The 18,196-nt window shown below is 73.5% G+C and carries 18 protein-coding genes; 5 read left to right on the forward strand and 13 right to left on the reverse strand.

The genetic code is table 11. From position 1 onward, the window contains the following. Positions 1 to 15 precede the first annotated feature (15 nt). Positions 16 to 798: an SDR family NAD(P)-dependent oxidoreductase gene (locus LG943_RS04080; protein ID WP_270070815.1), complete on the reverse strand. Its 783-nt coding sequence runs from the start codon at positions 796 to 798 to the stop codon at positions 16 to 18. Positions 799 to 851: 53 nt separating this feature from the next. On the opposite strand from LG943_RS04080, the gene LG943_RS04085 reads away from it, so the two are divergent. Then, positions 852 to 1,199, forward strand: coding sequence for an ArsR/SmtB family transcription factor (locus LG943_RS04085; protein ID WP_270070816.1), 348 nt, complete (start codon positions 852 to 854; stop codon positions 1,197 to 1,199). Positions 1,200 to 1,712: 513 nt separating this feature from the next. On the opposite strand, the gene LG943_RS04090 is transcribed toward LG943_RS04085, so the two are convergent. Continuing rightward, the gene (locus LG943_RS04090) at positions 1,713 to 2,198 is read right to left on the reverse strand and encodes a DUF4229 domain-containing protein (protein ID WP_270070817.1); all 486 of its coding nucleotides are present in this window, start codon (positions 2,196 to 2,198) and stop codon (positions 1,713 to 1,715) included. 390 nt (positions 2,199 to 2,588) lie between these two features. Between LG943_RS04090 and LG943_RS04095 the strand changes: the two genes are divergently transcribed. After that, a complete protein-coding gene (locus LG943_RS04095; RefSeq protein WP_040275033.1) occupies positions 2,589 to 2,789 on the forward strand; it encodes a BldC family transcriptional regulator in 201 nt (66 codons plus the stop codon). A gap of 177 nt (positions 2,790 to 2,966) precedes the next feature. Further along, complete coding sequence (locus tag LG943_RS04100; RefSeq protein WP_270070818.1) at positions 2,967 to 3,311, forward strand: PLD nuclease N-terminal domain-containing protein; 345 nt, start codon at positions 2,967 to 2,969, stop codon at positions 3,309 to 3,311. 102 nt (positions 3,312 to 3,413) lie between these two features. Here the strand turns inward: LG943_RS04100 and ccsB are convergent, their stop codons facing one another. From ccsB to LG943_RS04150, 10 genes are all read right to left on the reverse strand, one after another. After that, positions 3,414 to 4,505, reverse strand: a complete 1,092-nt coding sequence (gene ccsB, locus LG943_RS04105; RefSeq protein ID WP_270070819.1) for a c-type cytochrome biogenesis protein CcsB — start codon at positions 4,503 to 4,505, stop codon at positions 3,414 to 3,416. A gap of 3 nt (positions 4,506 to 4,508) precedes the next feature. Beyond that, the gene (resB, locus tag LG943_RS04110) at positions 4,509 to 6,134 is read right to left on the reverse strand and encodes a cytochrome c biogenesis protein ResB (protein WP_408648543.1); all 1,626 of its coding nucleotides are present in this window, start codon (positions 6,132 to 6,134) and stop codon (positions 4,509 to 4,511) included. After that, positions 6,131 to 6,937: a cytochrome c biogenesis CcdA family protein gene (locus LG943_RS04115; protein ID WP_270070820.1), complete on the reverse strand. Its 807-nt coding sequence runs from the start codon at positions 6,935 to 6,937 to the stop codon at positions 6,131 to 6,133. Before LG943_RS04115 ends, resB begins: the two co-directional genes overlap by 4 nt. Continuing rightward, positions 6,934 to 7,581 carry a TlpA family protein disulfide reductase gene (locus LG943_RS04120; RefSeq protein ID WP_270070821.1) on the reverse strand — a complete coding sequence of 216 codons (648 nt, stop codon included), beginning with the start codon at positions 7,579 to 7,581 and terminating at the stop codon, positions 6,934 to 6,936. The genes LG943_RS04115 and LG943_RS04120 overlap by 4 nt, the downstream gene beginning before the upstream one ends. Before the next feature lie 210 nt (positions 7,582 to 7,791). After that, positions 7,792 to 7,986 carry a helix-turn-helix domain-containing protein gene (locus LG943_RS04125; RefSeq protein ID WP_443729142.1) on the reverse strand — a complete coding sequence of 65 codons (195 nt, stop codon included), beginning with the start codon at positions 7,984 to 7,986 and terminating at the stop codon, positions 7,792 to 7,794. Positions 7,987 to 8,229: 243 nt separating this feature from the next. Beyond that, positions 8,230 to 9,027, reverse strand: a complete 798-nt coding sequence (locus LG943_RS04130) for a phosphatase (protein ID WP_270071008.1) — start codon at positions 9,025 to 9,027, stop codon at positions 8,230 to 8,232. A gap of 337 nt (positions 9,028 to 9,364) precedes the next feature. Next, the gene (locus LG943_RS04135) at positions 9,365 to 10,546 is read right to left on the reverse strand and encodes an acetoin utilization protein AcuC (protein ID WP_270070822.1); all 1,182 of its coding nucleotides are present in this window, start codon (positions 10,544 to 10,546) and stop codon (positions 9,365 to 9,367) included. Positions 10,547 to 10,676: 130 nt separating this feature from the next. Then, on the reverse strand, positions 10,677 to 11,471 hold the full coding sequence (gene proC, locus LG943_RS04140; protein ID WP_270070823.1) for a pyrroline-5-carboxylate reductase: 795 nt from the start codon (positions 11,469 to 11,471) through the stop codon (positions 10,677 to 10,679). A gap of 190 nt (positions 11,472 to 11,661) precedes the next feature. Continuing rightward, the gene (locus LG943_RS04145) at positions 11,662 to 12,597 is read right to left on the reverse strand and encodes a proline dehydrogenase family protein (protein ID WP_270070824.1); all 936 of its coding nucleotides are present in this window, start codon (positions 12,595 to 12,597) and stop codon (positions 11,662 to 11,664) included. A gap of 164 nt (positions 12,598 to 12,761) precedes the next feature. Further along, positions 12,762 to 13,487 carry a TetR/AcrR family transcriptional regulator gene (locus LG943_RS04150; RefSeq protein WP_270070825.1) on the reverse strand — a complete coding sequence of 242 codons (726 nt, stop codon included), beginning with the start codon at positions 13,485 to 13,487 and terminating at the stop codon, positions 12,762 to 12,764. A gap of 1,505 nt (positions 13,488 to 14,992) precedes the next feature. Between LG943_RS04150 and LG943_RS04155 the strand changes: the two genes are divergently transcribed. Then, the gene (locus tag LG943_RS04155) at positions 14,993 to 16,402 is read left to right on the forward strand and encodes a serine hydrolase domain-containing protein (RefSeq protein ID WP_270070826.1); all 1,410 of its coding nucleotides are present in this window, start codon (positions 14,993 to 14,995) and stop codon (positions 16,400 to 16,402) included. A gap of 58 nt (positions 16,403 to 16,460) precedes the next feature. Here LG943_RS04155 and LG943_RS04160 read toward each other — a convergent pair whose 3' ends face one another. Then, complete coding sequence (locus tag LG943_RS04160; protein WP_270070827.1) at positions 16,461 to 17,393, reverse strand: sugar phosphate isomerase/epimerase family protein; 933 nt, start codon at positions 17,391 to 17,393, stop codon at positions 16,461 to 16,463. Between the two features lie 176 nt (positions 17,394 to 17,569). On the opposite strand from LG943_RS04160, the gene LG943_RS04165 reads away from it, so the two are divergent. Next, on the forward strand, positions 17,570 to 18,163 hold the full coding sequence (locus LG943_RS04165) for a class I SAM-dependent methyltransferase (RefSeq protein WP_270071009.1): 594 nt from the start codon (positions 17,570 to 17,572) through the stop codon (positions 18,161 to 18,163). Positions 18,164 to 18,196: the final 33 nt, after the last annotated feature.

Below are 18,196 nucleotides of genomic sequence, written 5' to 3' on the forward strand. Positions count from 1 at the left end.
GGGGCGCCGCGCCGTTCAGGTGAGGTCGAGGCCGCCGTCGACGGTGAGGACCTGGCCGGTGAGCCAGGTGGCGCCCGGGTCGGCGAGGCGGAGGACCCATGCGGCGACCTCCTCGGGCTCGCCCCGGCGGCCCAGCGGGATCTGGCGGGCTTCGGTCTCCTTGATGCGGCGCACGGTGGCCTCGGGCAGCCCGGCCGCCGACAGCGCCTCGCTCTCGGTGGGTCCCGGCGCCAGGGCGTTGACGCGCACGCCCTCGGGCGCGAGTTCCAGGGCCCAGCAGCGCGTCAGGTGCTCGACGGCGGCCTTGGAGGCGGCGTAGTGCGCGGCGCCGGGCAGCGGCCGGTGGCCGTAGGTGCTGGACACGTTGACGATCGCGCCGCGCCGTCGGCGGAGGTGCGGCAGGGCGGCGGCGGCCAGGAGGCTGGGCGCGGTGACGTTGAGCGCGAACAGGTCGTTGACGCGGGCCGCCTCGGTGTCGGCCAACGGCATCATCGCCGTGGCACCGGCGTTGTTGACGAGCAGGTCGATACGGCCCCAGGCGGCGACGGCTGCCTCGGCGACCTCGGCGGGGGCGTGGGCGGAGCGCAGGTCGGCCGGGTGGATCTCGATGCCGGGGTGCTGGGCGGCGGTGGCCTGCAACGCCTCGGGGCGGCGTCCCACACCCAGGACGCGGGCTCCGGCACGGGCCAGGGCTATCGCGGTGGCGCGGCCGATACCTGAACCGGCTCCGGTGACGATCGCGACGCGGCCGCCGAAGAGCCCCTGCCCGCGCTGATCGTGGTACGGCGGTGTGGTCAACACATCCCCCTTGTTCGATGTTCGTCGAATGTCGAACAAGCTAGCATGGCGGCATGAGACGAGCGCACCACCCGGCGACAGAGGACGTGGCCCTGACCGAGGTGATGGCGGCGCTCAGCGACCCCGTGCGCATCGGACTGCTGCGGGTGCTGGCCGACGGCGGCGAGCGCGGGTGGGGGGAACTCCGGGCGCCGGTGGCCAAGTCGACGCTCAGCCACCACCTGCGGGTACTGCGCGACGCGGGGGTGACCCGCACCCGCCAGGAGGGGACCCGCTGCTACGTGCGGCTGCGGCGCGCGGACCTGGAGGCGCGCTTCCCCGGCCTGATCAGCGCCGTCCTGGCGGCGGCCGACGCCGACGAGGTAGGCAGCGGCGTCGGGCTCGCCGCCGAGGCTTCCTGAGTCCGCGACCCGCCGAGCCCGACCGGCCCGATTCCCGTTGGCGCCCGGTGCGGATTCACCGGCGGCATGGATTCAGGGCGCACCCCGATGCCGCTTTCAGCCCCGCGCGGGAAAGGCCGTCGTCGGATGTATACGCGCGGCCCGGTTCAGTGCTTTGCCGATTCACAATGCCACATGAGGAATTTCCGCAGCTCAGCCGGACGGGGAATCCATCGCCGGAAGACGAACCGCGCACAGGACGTCCGCTCTGTTCGCTGCGCCCTTTTTCGTGAGTGAAGGACGCGCTTTTTCAGCACAGGGACGAATGGCAGGCGCCTGATGTGGACGGGGGTCCGCGTTTTCACCTCGCGCGATGGAACGCCTTCGCGGCAGAAGTCCGCGATCCGTACCGGTGAGCGCTTTCCGAACACTTGCGGCCGACGGAGTCGGCTCGTCGGTTCCGGCGGTCCGGGCGGTCTCCCCGGCGCTTCCGAGGCCGCCCAGGTGGTCCGGGCGACCGGGCGGCCCTGCGGGTCAGCGCTCGGCGGGCTCGGTCGCCGCTGCGGTCGCGCCCGGGGCGCTCGACGCGCTGGACGCGCTCTCAGGAGCGTCGGCGGCACCCTCCGCGCCGCCCCGGACGGCCGGGCCGTCCGCGAGGCGCTCCGGGCTCTCAGGGCGCTCCTGGACCCCCTGCTCCTCCTCCGCCCCACTGCCGCCGGCGGTCGCGCCGGGCTCCCCCGCCTCTGCTGCGGCGGCCTTCGCCGCCGCCTGGGCGGCGTCCTCCTTGGCGGCTCCGGCCTCCAGGCGGTCGCCGATTCCGCGCATGTTGGCGATGCCTCCGGCGATGACGGCCGACACGGCGTCCCGCTGGCGGGCCAGGAGCACGTAGCTCACCATGCCGCTGATCAGCACCGCGAGGGCGGCGGCCAGCAGGCCCCGGGCGCCCAGGAGGTACAGGACTCCGAAGGCCACCGCGAACAGCAGCAGCCGGGCTGCGGTGTAGGCGACGACGCTACGCATGAAAACCGCCTCACAACGGATCAATCGGCAATAGATTGAGACGTGGGCGCGGCGCGCGGCCGGCGATCACCGGTGTGCGACCGCCCGCTTGAGGTGGCGTGCGGGCGCCTCCGCCCCGTCCTTGCCAGGGTAAGGGCTGGTCGGCGGCGCCTGGATCCGCCCCCGGCGGGAGGACGTGGAGCCGCTGCGGTCGGAAGGGCCATACCGATGATGGGACCTCCGAATCCGGCACTCCGAAATGAAGGTTACGTTCCGGTCACATATCGCGCACTCGCCACCTGTTCCTCTCTGTTTTTACGAAAACTAGGGAGGAAACGGACTAACTCATGCACACTAGGGGAGCAAACGCCCGCCTCCCCCAAACACACTTGGCGGGCCCGAAGGGGGATTGTGAAGGTGGAAAGAGGAAGCGAACGCTTGCTGACCCCTGGAGAGGTGGCATCCCTCTTCCGAGTCGACCCCAAGACCGTGACTCGGTGGGCCGCCTCGGGACGGATCAGCAGCATCCGCACACCCGGCGGTCACCGCCGGTTCCGCGAGTCCGAAGTCCGCGCCCTACTCCATGGAGAGCCAACCGAGTCCACGCCCTGAACCGGGCACCCGTAGGCCGCCCGCTCGTCGGAGCCCCTCGCGGCGACGCGCCCGTCCACCGCCACCGGGATCCTCGTCTCGCGCATGCGCCGGGGCGACGGAGCATCCCGCTCCCGCGTGGCCACCGGGCCAATTCGTTCCGGCGCGTTCGGAAACGATCCCGGATAGGCTGAAACCATGGTGTGGCTCGCTGGCCTTATCACGCTGCTCACGATCGTGCTCTGGGTGTACGCGTTCTTCGACGCGCTCACCGCTCCCGCCGCCGAGGTGCGCAATCTGCCGAAGATCCTGTGGCTGATCATCATCGTGCTGTTCACGCCGGTCGGCCCGCTACTGTGGATCTTCCTCGGCCGGCCCCGGAACACCCCGGAGCCGCTGGACCCGCCCGTCGAGGACCCCTCGCTGGAGCACCTGGACCCGGCGGACTTCGAGGACACGTCACCGCGCGACATCCCGCGCGGCCCCGACGACGACCCGGAGTTCCTGCGCATGCTGAACCGGCGCATCAACCCCGAGGACTAGCGCCGCACACCGCGCACACACGTGCGGGCCGCCCCCGACCGGGGCGGCCCGCACGTTCGCTTTTGTAGGTGTCGACGCGCGCCCGGGGGCGCGGCGCCGGGCTCAGGCGTAGCTGTGCAGCCCGCTGAACAGGTAGTTCACCGCGAAGAAGTTGAACAGCAGGCAGCCAAACCCGATCAGCCCGATCCAGGTGGCCTTGCTGCCGCGCCACCCGGCGGTGGCGCGGGCGTGCAGGTAGGCGGCGTAGGCCACCCAGGTGATGAACGACCACACCTCCTTGGGGTCCCAGCCCCAGAACCGGCCCCACGCCTCGTCGGCCCACACCGCGCCCGCGATGATCGCGAACGTCCACAGCGGGAACGCCAGCACGATGAAGCGGTGGGAGACCCGGTCCAGCAGCTCGGAGTCGGGCAGCTTGGCGGCCACCCCGCTGACCCGCTCCCCCGCCGCTCGGCGGATCTCGGTGCGCCGCGCCATCAGGTAGGCGATGGCGCCCGCGCCCGCCACCATGAACCCGCCGGTGGCGATGATCGCGGCCGACACGTGGATGGCGATCCAGTAGGAGTGCAGCGCGGGGATGACCGGCCCGGCCTCGCTGTAGAGCCAGCGCGCGGCGATCCCCAGCAGCACCAGCACCGGCAGCAGCACGAACGTGCCCAGGAACCGCGCCTGGTAGCGGATCGCGGCGTAGAGGAACGCGGCGACGCTGCACAGGCAGATCGCCACCACGAACTCGAACATGTTGCCCCACGGCCAGCGGTCGGCCGCCATGCCGCGCGTGGCGATCTGGCCGGCGTTGAGCAGCAGGCCCAGCGCGGTCACCACCAGCGCGATACGCCCCACCACGTGCTGGGCGGCGCTGGGCTCGGGCTCCTCGCGGCGCATCCGCACCCGCATGTCGTCCTCGGCGTCGAGGTCGGCCATGCCGCCGGTGCCCGGCGCCGCGCCGGAGCCCGCGGCGCCCGCGGACCCGGCGGCGCCCACGGCGGCGGGCTCGGCCGCGCCCCGCGCCGCGGCGGCGCCCGCCGGCATCAGCCGGTTGGCGCGCAGGCGCCGGCGCCGCCCGTAGGCCGCCTCCACGGCGAACAGGAACAGCGCGATCGCGTAGGCCACGATCATCGCGATGATCAGCGAGTCGCTGACCGCGGCGAGGTTGGTGTCCACCGCTGTCTCGGCGGCGAGCGTGTGCTCCACCGGCTACTCCTTCGTGCCTGTGTCGGTGGCGGGGGTCTCCCGCAGTCGGTCTCTCAGCGAGGTGGCGAACCGGTGGAACTCGGCGGTCAGCGCCGCGTTCTCCGTCTTGCTCAGCCCGGCGACCTCGACCACCGTACGCCCGTCCTCACTCGGCCGGGCGCGCACCCAGGCGCGGCGCGGGCGCACGAACAGGGTGGCCAGCAGGCCCAGGACCGCCGTGGCGGCCGCCGCCAGCGCGGGCACCCGCGAGGGGTCGCTGTTGACCTGCATGCTGATGTAGTCGCGGTAGCCGGTGAAGGTCACCGTTCCGGCGCCGTCGGGCAGCTCCCAGGTGTCGCCGGGCGACAGCTCCGGCGACTCGCCCAGTTCGCGCATGTCGTCGGTGTAGAGCTGGTACACCGACTGCGACCGGCCGTCGTCCATGCCCAGGTCGCCCTGGTAGCCGGTGAGCGTGACGACCGGGTTGCGGGGGTCGGGGAAGGTCGAGACGAGTTCGCCGTCGGACCCTTCGGCGGCCGAGGGCAGGAACACCGCCGTGAAGCCCAACTGCTCCTCGCCGGCGTCGGGGACCTTGATCACGCCGTCGGAGGTGAACGCGGTCTCCTCGCGGGCGATGAAGGGCACCGGCTGGTCGAACACCACGTCGCCCTCGGCGTTGGTGACGCGGAACTCCGGCGCGTAGCCGTGGCCGAGGAGGTAGACCTGGGCGCCGTCCACCGACAGCGGGTGGTTGACCGCGAGGTGGTGGCGCTGCTCGGGCGCGTCGGGCGCGGCCCGGTAGGACAGGTCGGCGGAGAACGCGGCGGCCTGGCCGCTGAGGTCGCCCTCCTCGATGAAGCTGGCCTGGAACTCCTCGACGGTGAAGGAGAACGGCTGGAGGTCGCCCTCGTCCACGGCGGTGCCCGGGAAGAACGCGTCGTAGGAGGTCAGCGTGTTGGCGAAACCGTCGCCCTCGACCACCAGCATGTTGCCGCGGTAGCCCAGGAACGAGCCCGCGCCCAGGGCGATCAGCAGTGCCAGCAGGGCCAGGTGGAACAGCACGTTTCCGGTCTCGCGCAGGTAGCCGGTCTCGGCCGCCAGCGCCCGGGCGCCCCCCGGCTCCTCGGCGGTGTCGATCCGGTGGCGCCGCAGCAGCGCGCGGGCGGCCTCCACCACCCGCTCGGGCGGCGCGGCGGTGGTGAACGTCGCCGAGTAGGGCATGCGCTCCAGGTTGCGCGGGGTCCGGGGCGGGCGCGCCCGCATGGCGCGGTAGTGCGCGGCGGCGCGCGGCAGCACGCAGCCGGTCAGCGACACGAACAGCAGCAGGTAGATCGCCGCGTACCAGGGCGAGGAGTAGACGTCGAAGAGGTAGAACCGGTCCAGCCAGGGCGCGAGGTCGGGGTGCTCCAGGAAGTAGTTGCGCACCTGCTCGACGCTGACGCCGCGCTGGGGCAGCATCGAGCCGGGGATGGCGCCCACGGCCAGCAGGAACAGCAGGATCAGCGCCGTGCGCATCGAGGTGAGGATGCGCCAGGCCCAGCGCGCCCAGCCCAGGGCCGACAGGCGCGGCGCCTCGGGGCGGTCGCGGGGCGGGCGTGGCGCGGCGGTGCCGGGCGCGGTGGCGGATGCGGATTCGGTGGGCACTGCTATATCACCGTCGTGTAGTCGGCCACCCAGCCCTGGAGAAGGGCGGTGAGATCGGTCCAGAGTCCGGTCGCCAGCAGCAGCCCCACCGCGACCAGCATCGCGCCCCCGGCGGCGGTGATGGCGCGGTAGTGCCGCTTGAGGCGGGCGAACGCGCCCAGCGCGCGCCGGTACAGCAGCGCCGCGGCGACGAACGGCAGCCCCAGGCCCACGCAGTAGACCAGGGAGAGCAGGGCGCCGCGCGCGGCGCTGCCCTCGGTGAAGGCCAGCGTCTGCACGGCGGCCAGGGTGGGGCCGATGCAGGGCGTCCAGCCCAGCCCGAACACCACGCCCAGCAGCGGCGCGCCGGCCAGGCCCGCGCTGGGCAGCCGGTGGATGCGCAGGTCGCGGTTGAGGCCGGGCACGACCCCCATGAACATCAGGCCCAGCACCACCGTGACCACGCCCAGCACGCGGGTGAGGACGTCGGCGTGGTCCAGGAGCAGGCCGCCGATGCCGCCGACGAACACGCCGGCGGTGACGAACACCGCGCTGAACCCGGCGATGAACAGCAGGCTGCCCGCGAGCATGGTGCCGCGCCGGGCCGCCAGGACGTCGTCGGCGGTGGGTTCGGGGGCGCCTGGCCCCAGGGCGGCGGCGTGGGCGCGGCGGCGCGCGGCGAGGTCGGCGCCGGTCATGCCGGTGACGTAGGAGAGGTAGCCGGGCACCAGCGGCAGCACGCACGGCGACAGGAACGACGCCAGGCCGGCGGCCAGGGCGAGCGGGACGGCCAGGAGCAGGGAGCCGTGGAGGACGGTGTCGGCGATCATGCGGAGTCCGCGGAGTCGCCGGAGCCGGCGCCGCCGCCGTCCTCGGCCAGCACGGTCTCGACCAGGCCGGTCAGCTCGTTGTAGCCGGTCTCGCCGATGACGCGGGCGGCGATGCGGCCCTCGCGGTCCAGCACCAGGGTGGAGGGGATCGCGGCGGGCGGCACGGTGTCACGGAACGCCTGGGGCACCGCGCCCGGCTGGTCGAAGAGGCTGGGGTAGGCGACCTCCTGGTTCTCCTGGAAGGCCGCGGCGGCGGTGCTGTTGTCCTTGATGTTGACGCCGAGGAAGCGCAGGCCGTCGTCCTTGTGCTCGGTGTAGACCTCGTTGAGGACGGGGGTCTCCGAGCGGCACGGGCCGCACCAGCTCGCCCAGAAGTTGACGACCAGGACGTGGCCGCGGTAGTCGGCGAGGTCGACGGGGTCGCCTTCGAGGGTCTCGCCGCTGACCTCGGGCGCGGGCTCCCGGTCGGCGGGCGCGAAGGAGGTGCTGGAGCCGTCGCCCTCGATGTAGCGGTCGTCCTGGGAGCCGGAGCCGCCGGAGGAGCCGTCGCCGCTGAAGCCGCCGGCGCAGCCGGTCAGCAGGAGCAGCAGCGCCGTGGCCGCGGCGGCGGAGCGGACGCGCGCGGGCGTGGTCTTCCAGGGCATGGGCGTCAACCTAGAACGCGAGGTGGCAAGGGGCGGTAAGCGGCAACATGCGTCAACGACGAAGTGTAGTAGACGCATGGCCGCGGCCACCGGCGCCCCGAGGCGGAGGGGGGCGCGCCCGCTCCGCGCGCCCGCCGGTCCGACGCCTCGTGCCCACCCGAGGGGCGATGGGCGGGGTTTCACCGCCCCGATCGGGTGGCGCCGTTGTGACTACCCGGCCTCGACGAATGCCTCGCGGAGGTAGTCGTGCACGGCGCGTTCGGGCACGCGGTAGGAGCGACCCACGCGGATCGCGGGGAGCACACCGGAGTGCACCATTCGGTAGACGGTCATCTTGGAAACACGCATGATCGTGGCGACTTCGGCCACGGTCAGGAACCGGACCTCGTCAAGGGGTGCCTTCACGTTCATTCTCCGACGCCCTCACTTCCGGACGTGAGCGTAGATGTCCCAGCCTCTGTCATCCGGCGCCTTGACCCCAACGCCGCGCCGGAGTGTTCTTCGGTAACTGCTGACACGTCCGGTTTCAGAGTAGGTCCGGGCCCACCGCTTTGAAAGGGCGGTTTTGCTGTCCCTGTGGCTACATGAGAGTCGGGGGGCCGCGTGAGGTTTAGGAAGTGGGTACCCGGGTCGCGCCGCAGATGGCCGCTAGTCGAGGCCGGCGCGGTGCAGCACATATGCGGCCAATGGCCGGTATTCGCGGGGCGGGTATCCGTCGTCCAGGGGAACCGTTGTGAGCAGTTTTCCCTCGCATTCGGCCAGGAACAATGCGGGATCGTTGCAATCCGCAAATCCGATTGTGGGGACGCCGGCCTCGCCGGCGGCGCCGGCGAATCCGTGGTCGGCGACGACCAACTGCGGCCACTCCTGGCCTTTCTCGGCGAGGTCGGCCAGCGCCGCGCGCATGGCGAAGGGGTGGTGGCTGTGCCGGGGGGTGCCGCCGTCCATGACGAACCCGACACCGTCCTTCCAGACGAGCACCCGCCGGCTGGGCGGGTGCTCGGTGGCGACGTCGTAGGTGTAGCCGGCGCCGCCGGTGACCACCTCGCAGCCGCGGGCCTCCAGGGCGGACTTCCAGAGGCGGTAGGTGTCGGCGAGGCTCTTGGGGTGGCCGGTGGCGAACATCACCCGCTGGCGGCGGGCGGCGGCCTCGGCCAGGCGGTCGGCGACGGCGTCGAGCGCGTCGACGGTGCGGTCGGGGTCGATGGTGTCGATGCCCCACTGGTGCCCGTGGTCGGCCACCACCCCGCAGCGCTTGGCCATGAGGTCGAGCACCTCGGGGAACGACCACTCGTGGTCGAAGGTGAGGCCGAACTGGTAGTAGGGGTCCTTCTGGCACAGCCGCCGGTAGTGGCGCAGGTTGTTCTGCCGCGGTGTGTCGACGTGCCCGGCGATTCCGGTCCGCACGAGATAGGCGACGAGTTCGGCGCGCGAGGGCGGCTGCACCACGATCCCCTTCCCCTCCGATGCGACGGCGCGCCGCCCGCGACCCGGTGCGGCGCGGGACCCGTGGCGGCCACGGACGATCCAAAAGGGCGTCATACCCTCTTCATGACGAATTCAACTCGGAACACCGCTGTCCATCGGCTGAACGCGGGGGTACCGCGCGGGGCGGGCGCACGGTGCGCACGGGGCACAGGGTGCGCGCGGGACGGGTGCGGCGCGGTTGCGGACGGGTGCGGCGGATTGGGGACGCGCGGACGCCCGCGCGCCGGCGGACCGAAACCCGGAGCGGGTCCGTCGCCCGGCGGCGGAGCGCTGCGGCGCGCCGCCGGGCGGCGGATCACAGGCTGGGGTCCATGCCGTGGCTGGGGAACACCGCCCGGCGGGTGGCCTGGATGGCCTGGTCGACGGGGTCCTCGGGGTCGAAGCCGTCCTCGAACGGGGTGAACTCGGGGTCGCGGCCGTCGGTCATGTACAGCGGCGGGAGTTCGCCGGTGCGCTCGCGCACGAACGCCCGCCAGGAGTCGGGGGTGGCCAGGGCGGGGTCGACCTGGCCGCCGGAGGCTTCGGCCAGCAGGTGGGTCCAGGCGCGCGGCACGACCTGCACGAGTTCGTAGCCGCCGCCGCCCAGCAGCAGCCAGCGCCCGCCGGCGGTCTCGCGCGCCAGGCGGTGCAGGGCGGCGTAGGTGCGCCGCTGGCCGTCGAGGCTGAGGACGAGGTTGGCCAGGGGGTCCAGGGCGTGGGTGTCGGCGCCCTGCTGGGTGACCAGCACCTCGGGCTGGAACTCGCGCAGCACCGGCGGCACGACGGCCTCGAAGGCGCGCAGCCAGCGGGCGTCGTTGGTGCCGGCGGGCAGGGCGACGTTGACGGCGTAGCCCTCGGCGCCGGGGCCGCCGGTCTCGGTGGGGCGGCCGGTGCCGGGGAACAGGGTGACGGGCGACTCGTGGAGGCTGATGGTGAGGACGCGGGGGTCGTTGTAGAACATCGCCTGCACGCCGTCGCCGTGGTGGACGTCGACGTCGACGTAGGCCACGCGCTTGGCGCCCTGCTCCAGCAGCCAGGCGATGGCCAGGGCGGCGTCGTTGTAGACGCAGAAGCCCCACGCGTGGCGCGGCATGGCGTGGTGCAGCCCGCCGGCGATGTTGGCGGCGTGGGCGGACTCCCCGTTCCACACGGCGGCCGCGGCCCGCACCGACGCGCCGGCGACGAGCGCCGAGGCGTCGTGCATGTCGGGGAAGACGGGGTTGTCGGAGGTGCCCAGGCAGTAGGGGTCGTCGGGCTCCAAAGTCTTGCCGGCGCGCTTGACGGCCTCGATGTAGTCGGGGGCGTGGACGAGCTGGAGGAGGTCGTCGGAGGCGGGTTCGACGCCGTCGATCAGCGTGACACCGGGGCGGTCGAAGATGCCGAACTCGCGGCTGAGCGCCATGGTGAGTTCGACGCGCACCGGCGCCATCGGGTGGTCGGGGCCGAAGTTGTAGGAGGTCAGCCCGTCGTCCCAGGCGACGTGCAGTGAACAGGCCATGTGCCCTCCCGGCCGTTGGGTCGCGTGCGTGCCGAGCACGCGGGGTGGTGTGTGCGGCGTCACCCGCGGCTCCAGCCTAGTCAACGGGCGGCGGGCGCGCGGGCGTCGGGGCCGCGGCTCACCGCCCCCCTCACCCCTCGGACAGCCGGCGGCTGCGGTCGCGGGCGGCCTCAAGGGCCTCGGTGAAGGCGGTGCGCACGCCGTGGCGCTCCAGTTCCCGCACCGCCGCGGCGGTGGTGCCCCCCGGCGAGGTGACGGCCTCGCGCAGCACCACGGGATGGTTGTCGGGGTCGGCGAGCATCTCGGCGGCGCCGGTGATGGTCTGCGTGACCAGCTTCCGGGCGGCGGCGCGGGTCATGCCCATGGCGACGCCGGCCTCGATCATGGTCTCGGCGATGAAGTAGAAGTAAGCCGGGCCGCTGCCCGAGAGCGCGGTGACGGTGTCCATGTGGTGCTCGGGCACCCGCACGACGTCGCCGACCGAGCGCAGCAGGGACTCGGCGTGGTCGAGCTGGGCGTCGCCGGTGTGGGAGCCGGCCGCGATGGCGGTCATGCCCTTGCCCACCAGCGCCGGGGTGTTGGGCATGGCCCGCACCACGGGGATGTCGGCGGGCAGGTGCTTCTCCAGCAGCGCGGTGGTGATGCCGGCGGCGATGGAGACGACCAGGCAGTCGGCGCGCAGGTGGCCGGAGAGGTCGTTGAGGACGTCGACCATGTCCTGGGGCTTGATGGCCAGGACGAGGGTGGACGCGCGCGCCGCGGAGTCCGCGAGCGGCGCGAGGGCCACCCCGTAGCGCTCGCGGAGTTCGGCGGCGCGGTCGGGGTGGGGCTCGGTGACCAGCACCTGGGTGGGCTCGTAGCCGGTGGCCAGCAGGCCCGCGAGCAGCGCCTCGCCCATCTTGCCGCCGCCGATGATCGCGATCATGTCCTCACACCTTTCCCGTCACTTCAACGGTAGCGAGGTGGCGGGGGTGCCGCATCCATGGCCTGGGGCGCTGTGGACGGAGGGGTGAAGGGGCGGGTGAGGGTGTGGGCGGGTCAGGGTGTGGGCGAGTGCGGGCCGCGGACGCGGGGTCCGGGCGAGGGCGCGTGTACGAGTACGAATTCGAGCGCGGCTAGTACCGGGTGAGCACCTGGCGGGCGGCGAAGGCGGCGTTGGCGGGGCGCTCGGCCACGCGCCGCACCAGGTAGCCGTACCAGTCGGTGCCGTAGGGGACGTACACCCGCACCCGCGCACCCAGCGAGGCCAGGCGGCGCTGCTCGGTGGGCCGGGCGCCGTAGAGCATCTGGTACTCGAAGTCGTCGTAGGTGCGCCCGTAGCGGCGGGCCAGCGTGGTGGCGATGTCGATCAGCCGGGAGTCGTGGGTGGCCACCATGGGGTAGGCCCGGCTGGTCATCAGGCGGCGCAGCGAGCGCACGAACGCGGCGTCGACCTCGCGCCGGTCGGTGTAGGCGCTGCCGCGCTCGGCCGCGTAGGCGCCCTTGCACAGCCGCACGCGCGCGCCCGGCTCGGCGGCCACGGCGGCGGTGTCTCCCTCGGTGCGGTGCAGGTAGGACTGGAGCACGCAGCCCACCCACGGGTAGCGGGCGCGCAGCCGGGCGACCACGCGCAGGGTCGCGGGGACGTTCCGGGCGGCCTCCATGTCGACGGTGACGGTGGTGCCGACCTCGGCGGCGGCGGCGCAGATGCGGCCCAGGTTCTCGACGGCCAGGGTCTCGCCCTCCTCGCCCAGCCCCAGGCCCATGGCGGTGGGCTTGACCGACACCTCGGCCCAGGAGGTCAGCCCGGAGTCGTCCAGCAGCCGCAGCAGCCGGAGGTAGCCCTTGGTGACGTCCTCGGTGCGGGCCGGGTGGTCGGCGTCCTCGCCGAGGTGGTCGATGGAGGACAGCAGGTCGTACTCCGCCAGCTCGCCCGCCGCGCGCACGGCGTCCTCGGCGCGCTCGCCCGCCACGAACCGGTCCACGACGCCGCGGGTGACCCGGGTGCCCGCCACTAGGGTGCGCAGCCGGTCGCTTCCCGATGCCGCCAGGAGAGTCTGCCGAAGGACCATGTCGCGCTCCTCGTTCACCGTCGTCCGGCGCCGCCCGCCGGATCCGCGTCCGATGAGTGCTACCCGCCTATCGGCCGCGGATGCCGCCCGCCCGCCGCTGTCCCCGCCGCATCCCCTATGAGGCTACGCCGAGCCGAGCTCGGCGGGCAGGGGCGCGCGGGGCGTCAGTCGGCGCAACCGCCGGGGCGGGCGGGTTCGGCACGCTCGGCGGGCTCGGCGGGCTCGGCGGGTCCGGTGGACTGGGCCGGGTCGGCGGGCAGCCGCGCCGCCAGGCCGTCCAGGAGCCGGTCGAGGCCGTAGTCGAAGTAGGCGTCGACGACCCGGCCGCTGTCGGTGCCGCGCTGGCCCGCGTAGACGGCGAGCAGGCGGGGGTGGTCGCGCATGGCCTCCTGGGTGACGGCCCACAGCCGGTCGGCCGCCGCCTTCTCGTCCATCCCGCCGCGCCGGACCACCGACAGCCAGGCTGCCTCGCTGGAGACCATGCCGATGACGAAGGGCAGCACCACGCTCATCGCGCGGTCGGCCTCCTCCAGGTCGAACCCGGCCGCCTCGAAGACCGCGAGCACGCCTTCGGAGAAGCGCGCGAGGTTGGGGCCGAGCTGGGACAGCCCCGCCTGGCCGTGCACGGCGACCACCCACGGGTGCCGCAGCGCGGCGGCGCGCAGGTCGCGCGCGCAGGCGGTGATGGCGTCGCGCCAGTGCGCGCCGTCGGCGGGGTCGGGCACCGCCAGTTCGCCGTAGAAGCGGTCCACGACCAGTTCGATCAGCTCGTCCTTGCCCGCAACATGCCGGTAGAGGGAGGCGGCCCCGGCGCCCAGGGCGGTGCCCAGTCGGCGCATGCTCAGCGCCTCGACGCCTTCGGCGTCGAGCAGCTCCACGGCGGCGGACACGATCTGGTCCCGACTCAGACCGGGCTGGGCGCGTCCCCGTCGTGGGCGTGCCCACACCGAGGGAATCGGCGGCTCCTGGCCTGACATGGCACTCCCTTCCGGCGGCGGCGCCACCCACCCTAGATCTTCGAGGAGGTTCGAGGGGCGAGAAGTGTCGCAGGGTGGCCAGCCACCCAGCGCAGCTCACCGGCGGCGGCGGATGGCTGGGGCGGGCGATCACCGGACAGCGCCTCGGCGGCTCGGGTGGGCAACGAGGCGCCGAGGGCGGGCGCGGGTCCGGGCGCGCGGTCATCGGCCAGCGAGGCGACGGGTTGGCGTGGTGACGGGGCAGCGACGGCGGCGGGTGGCCAGGGCGGGCGATCACCGGGCCGCGCCTCGGCGGCTGGGGTGGGCAACGGGGGCAGCAACGGCGGCCAGGGACGCGGGCAAGCGGTTCCCGTGCAGCGCGGCGGATGGTTGGGGTAGGCGACGGGGCGGCGACGGCAGCGGATGGCCAGTCCGGGCGGGACCGGCCCGGCGTGGCGGCGGCCGCGCGGCGGACGGGGCGACAGAGAGCGGGGGCCCGGGGCTCCTGGCCGCAGCTCCCGCCGTTGGTGTGCGATTGGCAGAGACCTCCTCGCCCCCAAACCGGACAGAACGGTCACCAACCCCTTGAGCTCTCACATGGTGAGACGAAAACGGCCTCTTTCGCCACGAGATGCGCCTACGCTTCGCCATTTTGAAGGGAAGAGCACTTTCGTCGGCCAGGAAAACCGGCATAACAGTCAAAACGGCTTGGCACGCGTCCCCGCGTCTCACCATGTGATCATTTGGGCCTCCGCGCACGCCTTCGAGCACCCCTGGGACGGCGCCGCGGAAGGATGAAAAGGACAAGACTCCACAAAGCACCTCCTTGTATACCGTCGACATGCGAGTTTCCTTCTCGGCCTCGAATCGACCGCCTCGCTGAGCCGCCTGGGGCGAGCCCAGCCCTTCTCGCAGCGCGACCCACTCCCGGCCGCGCCGACCGACGACCGCCCGCCCGCCCGGACCACCGGTCGCGTCGCCGCCCGTCGCCCACTCCAACCACCGCCGGGCGGCCCGATGATCGCGCACCTAGGCCACCGGCCGCCCTCGCCGCCCCGTCGCGACCCCGGCCACCCGCCCCGCCGACCGACCACCGCCCGCCCGGACCCACGCCTGGCCTCGGTGCCCCGTCGCCCGCCCCGCCACTGGTGAGCGGCCCGGTGATCACCCGCCCGGACCACCGGCCGCCCTCGCCGCTCCCGACGCCGCCCCCGCCACCGAGGCGCGGCCCGGTGATCACCCGCCCGGACCACCCGCTGCCGTCGCCGCCCCATCGCCACCTCGACCATCCGTCCCGCTGGACGACGCCCCTCCCCTTCCCCCTTGCCCCCTCGCCCCTCGCCCCTCGCCCCTCGCCCCTCGCCAACGAGCGTTGCGAACAACGTTCGCAACGGGTACGGTGTTCGCACCAACGGAACACTGTTCGCATAGGAGCGACCATGGCCTTCGATCCCGCCCACTGGCAGGCCCGCCTTGACGATCTGCGCGCGGCCCATCGCGTGCCCGGTGCCACCCTCGGGGTCCTCGCCGAGGGCCGTGTGCACGAACTGGCGTCGGGGGTGCTGCACCGCGACACCGGGGTGGCCGTCACCCCCGGCTCGGTCTTCCAGCTCGGCTCGGTGGCGAAGGTCTACACCGCGACCCTGGTCGTGCGGCTGGCCGAGGAAGGCGCGCTGGACCTCGACGCCCCCGTGGCCGACGTGCTGCCCGGCTTCGCGGTGGCCGACCCCCGGGCGAGCGCCGCCGTCACCCCGCGCCAGCTCCTCAGCCACACCAGCGGCATCAGCGGCGACTTCACCCTCGACACCGGGCGCGGCGACGACTGCCTGGCCCGCTACGTGGCGGCCTGCGCCGACGTGGGCCAGGACTGCCCGCCCGGCACCGCCGTGTCCTACAGCAGCACCGGCTACGCGGTGCTCGGCCGACTCACCGAGGCGGTCACCGGGCAGGTGTGGGACCAGGCGCTGCGGGACCGGCTGCTGGACCCCCTCGGCGCGCACCACACCCTCACCCTCCCCGAGGAGGTGCTGCGGTTCCCCGCCGCCATGAGCCACCTGGGCGCGCCCGGCGAGGATCCCGAGCCCGCGCCGGAGTGGACCGCCATGCCGCGCTCCGCCGGACCCTACGGCGGCGTGTGCGCCACGGCCGCCGACGTGCTGCTGCTCGCCCGGATGCACCTGGACGGCGGCACCGCCGCCGACGGCACCCGCCTGCTCTCCCCCGAGGCCGTCGCCGCGATGCGGCGGCCGGTCGCCGCCACCCCCGACCGCTGGACCGTCCACTCCTCGGCCTGGGGGCTGGGCTGGACCCTCTACGACTGGGCCGGGGTGCCCGGCTTCGGGCACGACGGCGCCACGCTCGGCCAGTACTCCTACCTGCGGGTCCTCCCCGACGCGGGGGTGGCGGCGGTGCTGCTGACCAACGGCGGCGGCGCGCGGCGGATGTACGAGGAACTGTTCGCCGAACTGCTCGGCGACCTGGCCGGGGTACGCCCGCCCGCGCCCTTCGGCCCGCCCGCGCCATCCGCCGACCCCGGCACCGGCACCGGCACCCACCCCGACACGTTCGACACCGCTCAGATCACCGGCGACTACCGGCGCGAAGGCGTGGAGATCTCGGTCACCCGCACGCCCGAGGGCACCGCGCGCATGCGCTACGCGTTCGTGGACGGCATGGCCGGTTTCGCGCCGCCGTTCGAGACCGACCTCGTGCCGGTGGAGCCGGGCGTGTTCGCGGTGCCCGGCATGGGCGCGTTCGCGGGCGAGTGGATGCCCGTGGTGTTCTCGACGCTGCCCGACGGCACCGGGTGCGTCTACATCGGCATGCGGGCCGCACCCCGGGTGCGCTGAGGCACGGGGTGCGGCGGGGACAGCGGGTTGAGACGGGCTGAGACGGGCTCAGCCGCCCTCAGGCGCGGCGGTCGACCGTGCCCTCGGAGCTGACCGCGAAGGTGCGCGGGGGCGGGGACTCGGCGTCGCGGCGGCGCAGGGCGATGCGCTCGCGGCGGTCGCCCCGGGGGTCGGCGGCGGGGTCGGTGTGGATTCCGGCGAAGTGCAGCCGGGTGAAGGCCAGCGCCTCGGCGAGTTCGAGGTGGCGGGTCTCGCGGTCGGCGGCCTTGCGGGTGCTGACCTCCAGCACGATCTGGCCCCGGTAGCCGGTGGTGGCCAGGTGCTCCAGCAGCTCGGCGCAGGGCTGGGTGCCCCGGCCCGGGATCAGGTGCTCGTCGAGGGTCTGGGTGCCGGTGCCGTCGGCCATGTGGACGTGGGAGAGCCGGTCGCCCAACTGCTTGGCCATCTCCATGCCGTCGGAGTGCGACATGGCGGTGTGCGACAGGTCGAGGGTGACGTCGGGGTAGTCGCGGTCGAGGGGGTTCCAACTGGGCGCGTAGGGCACGACCTCGCGGTCGCGCATGCGCACCGGGTACATGTTCTCGACCGCGAAGACGACGTCGGTCTCCTCCTGCATGCGCTGGACGCCCAGCTCGAACTCGCGGGCGTACTCCCGCTGCCAGCGAAAGGCCGGGTGGACGACGATGGTCTTGGCGCCCAGCGCCTCGGCCATCTCCTTGGACTTCACCAGCTTGCCCCAGGGGTCGCGCCCCCAGACGCGCTGGGTGAAGATCAGGCACGGCGAGTGGACGGCGAGGATCGGCACACCGTGGTAGTCCGACAGCCGGCGCAGCATGTCGATGTCCTGGCTCACGGGGTCGGAGGAGACCAGGACCTCCACACCGTCATAGCCGAGCTTGGCGGCGGTCTCGAACGCCGCCGGTGTTTTCTCCGGGTAGACCGACGCCGTGGAGAGGACAACCGGCGCGTCTGGAACCTGGATAGCGCTCACTCCACCAAGAGTATGCGCTGTTCGCCGATCGCGGCTCCCCGCCCGTCCCTATCCTTCCTCGGGTGAGAGCAGCAGCGTTGGCGGGCGCGATACCGAGCCCCAACATCTGGAACAGCCCCGGCACCTACGAGCTGGAGAACGACGCCGTCGACCCCGACGGCGTGATCGACGCCGCGATGCGCGCCGTGCGCGGCCCCGCCGGCGCGCACGTCCTCGACATCGGCTGCGGCACTGGCTACCACCTGCCGCGCTTCGCCCGCGAGGCCGAACGGGTGACCGGGGTCGAGCCGCACGCGGAACTGGCGGCGGTGGCGCGGGCGCGGGCGGCCGCCGCCGGGCTGGCCAACGTCGAGGTCCGCACGGGCGTGGCGCAGAACCTGCCGGTACCCGACGCCCGGATCGACCTCGCCCACGCCCGCTGGGCCTACTTCTTCGGCCCCGGCTGCGAACCCGGCCTGGCCGAGCTGCGCCGCGTGATGCGCCGGGGCGGTGTGGCGTTCGTCATCGACAACGACGCCACCCGCAGCACCTTCGGCGGGTGGTTCCGCCGCTTCCTGCCGCGCTACGACCCCGAGGCCGTGGAGCGGTTCTGGGCGCGGCAGGGCTTCGCGCGCACCCCGCTGACCATGCGCTGGAGGTTCGAGCGCCGCGCCGACTTCGAGGCGGTGGTGCGGATCGAGTTCGACCGCGCCCTCGCCGAGGAGATCATCGCCGAGCACCCCGGCCTGGAGGTGGACTACGCCGTCAACCTGTGGTGGCGCGAGTACTGAGGTGCCGGCGGTGATGCGGCCGCCGGTGCCGCC

Origin of the sequence: Streptomonospora mangrovi (genome assembly GCF_027604915.1) — a bacterium.
In the GTDB taxonomy this organism is placed as follows: Bacteria; Actinomycetota; Actinomycetes; order Streptosporangiales; family Streptosporangiaceae; genus Streptomonospora; species Streptomonospora mangrovi.

What these genes read in the sequence shown, in the direction of transcription:
- LG943_RS04085 (WP_270070816.1), top strand. Translation starts at nt 852, where the DNA reads ATGAGACGAGCGCACCACCCGGCGACAGAGGACGTGGCCCTGACCGAG.
- LG943_RS04090 (WP_270070817.1), bottom strand. Translation starts at nt 2,198, where the DNA reads ATGCGTAGCGTCGTCGCCTACACCGCAGCCCGGCTGCTGCTGTTCGCG.
- LG943_RS04100 (WP_270070818.1), top strand. Translation starts at nt 2,967, where the DNA reads ATGGTGTGGCTCGCTGGCCTTATCACGCTGCTCACGATCGTGCTCTGG.
- LG943_RS04115 (WP_270070820.1), bottom strand. Translation starts at nt 6,937, where the DNA reads ATGATCGCCGACACCGTCCTCCACGGCTCCCTGCTCCTGGCCGTCCCG.
- LG943_RS04120 (WP_270070821.1), bottom strand. Translation starts at nt 7,581, where the DNA reads ATGCCCTGGAAGACCACGCCCGCGCGCGTCCGCTCCGCCGCCGCGGCC.
- LG943_RS04135 (WP_270070822.1), bottom strand. Translation starts at nt 10,546, where the DNA reads ATGGCCTGTTCACTGCACGTCGCCTGGGACGACGGGCTGACCTCCTAC.
- proC (WP_270070823.1), bottom strand. Translation starts at nt 11,471, where the DNA reads ATGATCGCGATCATCGGCGGCGGCAAGATGGGCGAGGCGCTGCTCGCG.
- LG943_RS04145 (WP_270070824.1), bottom strand. Translation starts at nt 12,597, where the DNA reads ATGGTCCTTCGGCAGACTCTCCTGGCGGCATCGGGAAGCGACCGGCTG.
- LG943_RS04155 (WP_270070826.1), top strand. Translation starts at nt 14,993, where the DNA reads ATGGCCTTCGATCCCGCCCACTGGCAGGCCCGCCTTGACGATCTGCGC.
- LG943_RS04165 (WP_270071009.1), top strand. Translation starts at nt 17,570, where the DNA reads ATGCGCGCCGTGCGCGGCCCCGCCGGCGCGCACGTCCTCGACATCGGC.